This window comes from Leifsonia sp. KNZ12-8B, assembly GCF_056755495.1.
This window is the reverse complement of the sequence record NZ_JBPGXM010000167.1, coordinates 1-6,898: the sequence shown is the minus strand read 5'-3', so window position 1 is coordinate 6,898 and position 6,898 is coordinate 1. Positions and strand designations below refer to the sequence as shown.

The following is a 6,898-nucleotide window of genomic DNA, read 5'->3' as shown; positions in this document are numbered from 1 at the left end:
AGATGTGTATAAGAGACAGGGCTGACATGCCCGCAGTCCACCGCAGGCGGTTATGCGGGGCCGATGCCGTGTCGAGCAGCGCGGTGCGGGCTCGCTATGGAGTTGCCGAGCGCAGGAACGCGACCGCGTCGGCTATCCCGCCGCCATCTCCCCCGTGTAGAACCCGTACGTCGCGTCCGCCCCGCGCGCCGCCGTCTCCTGGTCGGCGCCGTCGGCCATGTGCGCAGCGGCCCAGCGGTCGGCGGCGGCGCGGGTGAAGGCCTTGCCCTCGTCGGAGAGCGCCCACTCCAGGCCCTCCTCCGGCGTGATGCGGCCCTCCAGCGACCCCAGGTGCAGGGCGAGGCCGACGAGCGCCTGGTCCCAGCCCACCCCGGTGGCGCCAGGGCCGAACGTCTCCCACATGCCGTCGGGGACGTCCGCGACGCGGGCGATGTGCTCCAGCTCGAACCGGGTGCGGTCGGGACCGAGGGACTCCAGCCGCACCGTCACCCACGAGATCGCCCCGCCGAACTCCCACGTCACGTGGTAGCTCGCGGCGCCTCCGGCCGGCGGCTGGCAGGCCAGCACCTCGCCGCCCGCGTTGCCGGTGAGCTGATAGCGGCCGCCGAGCCGCAGGTCGCCCTCGATCGGCAGGAACCAGCGAGGGATGCGCTCGGGACTCGTCGTCGCCTCCCACACGTCGTCGATGGCGGCGGGGTAGTCCTGCGCGATCGTCTGGATGCGAGCGGGCTCGCCGTCCACCTCTTCTGTGCGCAGGGCGCGGGTGACCGCGTCGATCTGCGATGTCACGTCGACCATGGGTCGCTCCTCACTTCTTCGTGTCGGGATGTGTTTCGGATGGCTTCGCCAGACGGCGCTCGCGCCTCCCCCGGGCGAGCTCGGTGCCGAGCGCGGCGAGCGGTCCCTGCCAGAACCGCTCGAACGGGCTCAGCCAGGCGTTCACCTCCCGGAGGCCGCGGGGGTCGACCGCGTAGAGGCGGCGCGTCCCCTCCGGCCGCACGGTGGCGAAGCCCTGCTCTCGCAGCACCCGCAGGTGCTGCGAGACGGCCGGCTGGCTGATGCCGAACTCGTCGGCGATCACCGCGCAGATGGCGCCGGCGGACTCCTCCCCGCCGGCGAGGATCTCGAGGATCCGCCGCCGCACCGGGTCGCCCAGGACGTCGAATGCGTGCATGGGGACATTATTGCGCGGCTACTTATATAAGGCAATGGTTAAACAGACCAGCCGACATTTCCCCGCCGTCGACCCCTTGCGAGGACCCCGGGTCGGGGGGAGCATCCAGTCCGTTGATGCACTCCTGTGTGCGACGGGACACCGGGATGAGGCCCGCTGTGCAGAGCGATCGGGGAGACCCGAGCCCGACTCCGACGACCACCATGGTCCCGGGCTGCCTCTGATGTTCCGGGCGACCTGCCCCGCTCCCAGAGCTGTGACCGCCGGCGTCTCGCAGTACCGGATCATCACAACGCATGGAAGACAGAGATCATGAAAGCAGTCGTGTACGAAGGCGCGCGATCGGTCAGCGTCAACGACGTCCCGGATGCCCGCATCGAGCGGCCGACGGACGCCCTCGTCCGGATCACCACCACCAACATCTGCGGATCCGACCTGCACATGTACGAAGGGAGGACCGACTTCGAGACCGGGCGCTGGTTCGGCCACGAGAACATGGGGCAGGTCATCGAGGTCGGTGACGGCGTCGACAAGGTGAAGGTGGGCGACTACGTCGTCCTGCCGTTCAACGTCGCGTGCGGCCACTGCAAGAACTGCGAACGCGGCCTCACCAACTACTGCCTGACGGCGCAGCCGAACGACGAGTGGGCCGGAGCTGCTTACGGCTTCGCCGACATGGGCCCCTGGGCGGGCGGTCAGGCGGAGTTCCTGCGGGTGCCGTGGGCCGACTTCAACTGCCTGCGGCTCGGAGAGGACGCCGAGGAGAAGCAGACCGACTACGTGATGCTGGCCGACATCTTCCCGACGGGCTACCACGCCACCGAGATGGCGAACGTCAAGCCGGGAGACCAGACGGTCATCTACGGAGCCGGGCCGGTGGGCTGCATGGCCGCCTACTCCGCCATCATCAAGGGCGCGAGCAAGGTCATGGTCGTCGACCGCCACCCCGACCGGCTGAGGCTGATCGAGGAGATCGGCGCCATCCCGATCGACGACTCCAAGGTCGACCCGGTCGAGGCCGTCAACGAGATGACGATGGGGCTGGGCGCCGACAACGGATGCGAGTGCGTCGGATACCAGGCGCACGACGTGGAGGGCCACGAGCACCCCAACATGACCCTGAACCGGCTGGTCAAGTCGGTCAGGTTCACGGGTGAGATCGGGGTGGTCGGGGTGTACATCCCGCAGGATCCGGGGGCGTCCGACGAGCTGGCCAAGCAGGGCGAGGTGGTCTTCGACTTCGGGGAGTTCTGGTTCCGCGGTCAGAAGATGGGCAGCGGACAGGCTCCGGTGAAGAAGTACAACAGGCGGCTGCGGGACCTCGTCGCAGCGGGCAAGGCGACCCCGTCGTGGATCGTCAGCCACGAGCTGCCCCTGGAGGAGGCGCCGAACGCCTACGAGCACTTCGACAACCGCGACGAAGGCTGGACCAAGGTCGTCCTGCACCCCGTCGGCGCCTGACATGTCCACCAGCACCAGCGGTCGCCGCAAGTCGTCGACGACCCGCCGGGTGCTCTCCGCCCGCCGCGCGCTCCTCTGCGTCGCGGCGGGCGGGGTGGCCGGCATCGTCGCAGCGCTCCTCGTCGCCCCGCCCCTCGGTCCTCTGGTGGGATGGTGCATCGCCGGCCTCACGGCACTCGTGTGGGTCTGGCGGATCTGCTGGCTGCAGGATCCGGAGGGCACCGAGCGCGTCGCCCGCGAGGAATCGATCTCGCACGTGACCGACGACGCGATCGTCACGGCGTGCCTCGCCAGCGTCGCCGCCGTGATCCTGGCTGTCGTGCAGGCCAGGGACCGGAGCGGAGACCCGGTCTCCGTGGCGCTCGTCATCCTGGGCTGCCTCGGGACCATCGTGGCCTGGGCGCTGGTGAACACCGTCTACGCCCTGAAGTACGCGCGCATGTACTTCATCGACCACCGAAGGGGCGGGTTCGACCTCAAGCAGGAGACGCAGCCGGCCTACAGCGACTTCGCCTACTTCGCCTTCACGATCGGGATGTCGTACTCGGCGTCCGTGATCCAGCCGACCGCGACAGACATCCGTCGCAAAGCGCTCGCGCACGCCCTCCTGTCGTACTTCTTCGGCACGGTCCTGATCGCGGTGGCGATCAACCTCGTGACCAGCATCGGCCAGAGCGGAGGCTGAGGCTCACGCGGCCACCGGCTGCCGCGTCGCGTCGAACTCGACGGTCAGCGGCGTCGGCCTGAACCCCTTCACGATCAGCCAGATCCCCAGCGACAGCTCGAACACGGCGACCGGCAGCGCGGCGAGGACCGCGAACGGCGAGACCTGGGGGTAGACGCCGAAGAACACCGCGACGTCGGAGGCCAGGAGCAGCGGCGCGCCGATGAAGGCGACGATCGGGAAGACGCGGGGGACGATGGCCGACCGGTACAGCAGGTAGCCCAGGAGCAGGTCGCACGCGACGGGCATCAGGCTCTGCGAGAGCAGGAACGTCCAGTTGTACGTGGCGAGCAGACCGTGGCCCATCGTGACCAGGGCCGCCGGACTCGTTCCGGCCAGGCCGGCGACGTCGTTGCGGAGGGTCATGATCGTGAGCAGGCTGACGACGCTGACGAAGGTCAGGCACGTCTCCAGGAGCCGGGCCGCCACCAGGCCGAGGCCGGCGGTATGGCTGATCCGCCTGGTGATCGGATACAGCACGAGAGCGGTGGCGATGCCGGCCAGTCCGACGACGACCTCCGACAGGGCGCCCCACTGCAGGCCGGCGGTGCTTCCTGCCCCCAGGATGAAGGCGCCGACGTTGTTCTTGATGGGCGCGTAGAGGGCCAGCGTGGGGATCGAGACGAACGTGAGCACGTACAGGATGCCGACGCTCAGCGAGATCCGCCTCGTCGGCAGCATCCGGCGCCGTGGGAGGGGTGCTCTCACCGGAGGGGTGATGTCGGTGTTGGAGGCCATGGTGTGCTCCTTAGCTGATTCCGACCAGTGCGGCGCTGACCTGCCAGAGGCGCGCCGCCACGGCGGTGTCGTGACTGCGTGCGGAGGATCTCCGCGGTGTGCTGTTGATGAAGTACTCGCCGCTCGTGGCGGCGAGTTGCGGCGAGGAGGCGACGTGGATCGAGGTCGCCGCGCCGGCGTCGGCGTTCTTCATGAAGGGCCGGATCACCGGGACGATCAGCTTCTGCAGCCTGCTCGGGTCGGCGGCGCCGAAAGCGGTGTCGACGAGCCCCGGGTGCACGGCGTTGACGGTGACCGTGCCGCCGGCGAGCCTCCTCGCCAGTTCGTAGGTGAAGAGGATGTCGGCGAGCTTGGACTGGCTGTACGCCCGTGAGCCGGAGTAGGACCGCTCGCCCTGGAGATCGTCGAAGTCGATCCGGCCGGTGGCGTGGGCGTTCGAGGCGACCGTGACGATGCGGGCCGGTGCGCTCTCCCTCAGTCTGTCGAGCAGGAGGGAGGTGAGGAGGAACGGAGCGAGGTGGTTGAGCGCGAACGTGCGCTCGAGTCCATCGGCGGTGACGTGCCGGGTGGCCCAGAACCCTCCCGCGTTGTTGACCAGGACGTCGATGCGGTCGAGGCGGCGCAGGACCTCGTCGGCCAGCCGTCGCACCTCGGCCTGGGAGGACAGGTCGGCGGTGAACGCGTCGGCCCGGCCGCCCTCACCGCGGATCTCGCGCACGACGTCCTCTGCGCGCTCCCGGTTCCGGCCCACCACGGCGAGCCGCGCCCCCGACCGCGCCAGCCCCAGCGCCGTCGACCGGCCGATCCCCCCGCTGCCGCCGGTGACCAGCACGGTTCGGCCGGCCATCGCACTCCCCCGCCGGGATGTCATCTCGACCGACCGTCCATGACTGCACCTCCGTGCTGTCGTACTATGTACGACGGTATCGTACAAAGTACGATCTGGCGATAGGCTGGAGAAGACATGTCCGAGCCGAGCCGCACGAGCGCCGTCGAGCGCGTCCCGCTGAGTCGCGAGCGCATCCTGAGCGGGGCGATGGGACTGGCCGGCGCGTCGGGCATCGGGTCGCTGACGATCCGCTCGCTGGCGCAGGAGCTCGGGGTCCGGCCGATGTCGATCTACCACTACGTCGCGACCAAGGACGAGCTCCTCGACGGCATGGTCGACCGGGTCTTCGAACAGATCGACCTCCCGTCGGCATCCGGTGCGTGGCGGGAGGAGCTGCACGGCTGGGCGCACTCCGCTCGGCGCGTGCTGACCAGGAACTCGTGGGCGATCGCGCTGCTGGAGTCCCGCGCCACGCCGGGACCGGCCACCCTCCGCCACCACGACCGGATCATCGGCGTCCTGCGCGGTGCGGGGCTCCCTGCTCCGATGACGGCCCACGCCTACGCCCTCCTCGACAGCTACGTGTACGGATTCGCGATCCAGGAGTCGGCGCTGCCGTTCACGCGGCCCGGTGCGAGCACCACGCCGCCGGTCACCGGATCGTTCGCCGCCGACTACCCCCACCTCGCCGAACTGGCCGCCGCGCACGTCGTCCGGCCCGGCCACGATTTCGGCGACGAGTTCGAGGTGGGGCTCGCCATCGTCCTCGACGGGCTGGCGGGGCTGATCCCCGGGGCGTGAGGGGCCGCGCCGCGTACGCCGCGTACGCCGCGCACGGGAATCACCGGGGCCGGCACCGGGTTCTCAGCTGCATGGATCTCGATCTCACGAATCGCGTCGCCCTCGTCGTGGGCGGCACCGGCTTCATCGGCTCGGCGGTCGCCGGCCGCCTCCGCGCGGAGGGTGCGACCGTCGTCGTCGCGTCCCGCAGCGGCGGCGACGGCGACGGCGTGACCCTCGACGCGTCCGACGAGGAGTCGGTGCGCCAGGCCGTCGACACCGTGCTGCAGCGCCACGGGCGCATCGACGCCCTCGTGGTCACCGCCGCACCCGCCGCGCAGACGCTCGACCCGGCCCGCGGCTCCGACCCCGGCCAGATCCTGAGCGCGATCGACGGCAAGGCGCTGGCGTTCCTCCGCGTCGCCACGGCCGTGATCCCGACGATGCGGGAGGCCGGCTTCGGCCGGATCGTCGTCATCAGCGGGCAGAACGCCTACTTCACGGGGAACATCACCACCTCGGTGCGGAACGCGGCCACCAACCTGATCGCGAAGAACCTCGCCGACGAGCTGGCCGGGACGGGCGTGGCGGTCAACGTCGTCAACCCGGGCCTGGTCACCGAGACGCCGAAGGCGGAGGTCGCCGCCGGGCGCGGCGGCGAGTCGTCGCCGCAGCAGATCGCCGACCTCGTCGCCTTCCTCGTCTCACCGCTGTCGGCCGTCGACGGGGAGTCGCTGTCGATCGGCCACCGGGTGCTCGGCAGCACGCTGCTCTGAGCCAGCCCCGGCTACCGCCGTCGCCAGAAGGCGGTGAGCCACCAGGTCAGAGAACGCACGGTGCGCCGCATCCTGCTCTCCGGAGGCGCGACGGGCGCCGGTCGCGCGTCCGCGCCGCGCGGGTCTCCTGGCAGGAACTCGACGAAGTCGCACCGGGGACACCAGGACAGGTGCTGGTGGACGGCGAGGCCGACCCCGTAGTACGGGTTGCGGCCGACGCGCATCCGGGCGCCGCAGTGAGGACACCATCGCGGACGCGACAGGGGTGTTGGCTCGATCATGGTGCTCCGGGTGGCGGTCTGGTCACGGGGGCGGGGGGGGGGGGTGCCCCCCCCCCGGGGGGGGCCCCCCCCCCCCCGGCGGCACCGCGCCCCGCATAAGAACCCACTACCCGCGCCCCGGGGGGCGTCTGCGGG

General features: G+C 70.5%; 9 protein-coding genes. 4 read left to right on the top strand and 5 right to left on the bottom strand.

The window, feature by feature from the left end:
- Positions 1–132: 132 nt before the first annotated feature.
- Together ACR9ZG_RS17295 and ACR9ZG_RS17290 are read right to left on the bottom strand one after the other, a co-directional pair.
- Positions 133–798, bottom strand: a complete 666-nt coding sequence (locus ACR9ZG_RS17295) for an SRPBCC domain-containing protein (RefSeq protein WP_481286084.1) — start codon at positions 796–798, stop codon at positions 133–135.
- A gap of 10 nt (positions 799–808) precedes the next feature.
- Positions 809–1,174, bottom strand: coding sequence for an ArsR/SmtB family transcription factor (locus ACR9ZG_RS17290; RefSeq protein ID WP_481286083.1), 366 nt, complete (start codon positions 1,172–1,174; stop codon positions 809–811).
- Between the two features lie 312 nt (positions 1,175–1,486).
- Between ACR9ZG_RS17290 and ACR9ZG_RS17285 the strand changes: the two genes are divergently transcribed.
- The gene (locus ACR9ZG_RS17285; RefSeq protein WP_481286082.1) at positions 1,487–2,635 is read left to right on the top strand and encodes a glutathione-independent formaldehyde dehydrogenase; all 1,149 of its coding nucleotides are present in this window, start codon (positions 1,487–1,489) and stop codon (positions 2,633–2,635) included.
- 1 nt (position 2,636) lies between these two features.
- A complete protein-coding gene (locus ACR9ZG_RS17280) occupies positions 2,637–3,320 on the top strand; it encodes a DUF1345 domain-containing protein (protein WP_481286081.1) in 684 nt (227 codons plus the stop codon).
- A 3-nt stretch (positions 3,321–3,323) separates the two neighbouring features.
- On the opposite strand, the gene ACR9ZG_RS17275 is transcribed toward ACR9ZG_RS17280, so the two are convergent.
- Positions 3,324–4,097 carry a DUF4386 domain-containing protein gene (locus tag ACR9ZG_RS17275; RefSeq protein WP_481286080.1) on the bottom strand — a complete coding sequence of 258 codons (774 nt, stop codon included), beginning with the start codon at positions 4,095–4,097 and terminating at the stop codon, positions 3,324–3,326.
- 10 nt (positions 4,098–4,107) lie between these two features.
- Entirely contained in the window at positions 4,108–4,944 is an 837-nt protein-coding gene (locus tag ACR9ZG_RS17270) for an SDR family oxidoreductase (protein WP_481286079.1), read from the bottom strand.
- A gap of 117 nt (positions 4,945–5,061) precedes the next feature.
- On the opposite strand from ACR9ZG_RS17270, the gene ACR9ZG_RS17265 reads away from it, so the two are divergent.
- The gene (locus ACR9ZG_RS17265) at positions 5,062–5,727 is read left to right on the top strand and encodes a TetR/AcrR family transcriptional regulator C-terminal domain-containing protein (RefSeq protein WP_481286078.1); all 666 of its coding nucleotides are present in this window, start codon (positions 5,062–5,064) and stop codon (positions 5,725–5,727) included.
- A 71-nt stretch (positions 5,728–5,798) separates the two neighbouring features.
- Positions 5,799–6,482 (top strand): SDR family NAD(P)-dependent oxidoreductase, encoded by a 684-nt coding sequence (locus ACR9ZG_RS17260; protein WP_481286077.1) that lies wholly within the window; start codon positions 5,799–5,801, stop codon positions 6,480–6,482.
- 11 nt (positions 6,483–6,493) lie between these two features.
- Here the strand turns inward: ACR9ZG_RS17260 and ACR9ZG_RS17255 are convergent, their stop codons facing one another.
- Positions 6,494–6,706: a hypothetical protein gene (locus ACR9ZG_RS17255; RefSeq protein WP_481286076.1), complete on the bottom strand. Its 213-nt coding sequence runs from the start codon at positions 6,704–6,706 to the stop codon at positions 6,494–6,496.
- Positions 6,707–6,898 lie beyond the last annotated feature (192 nt).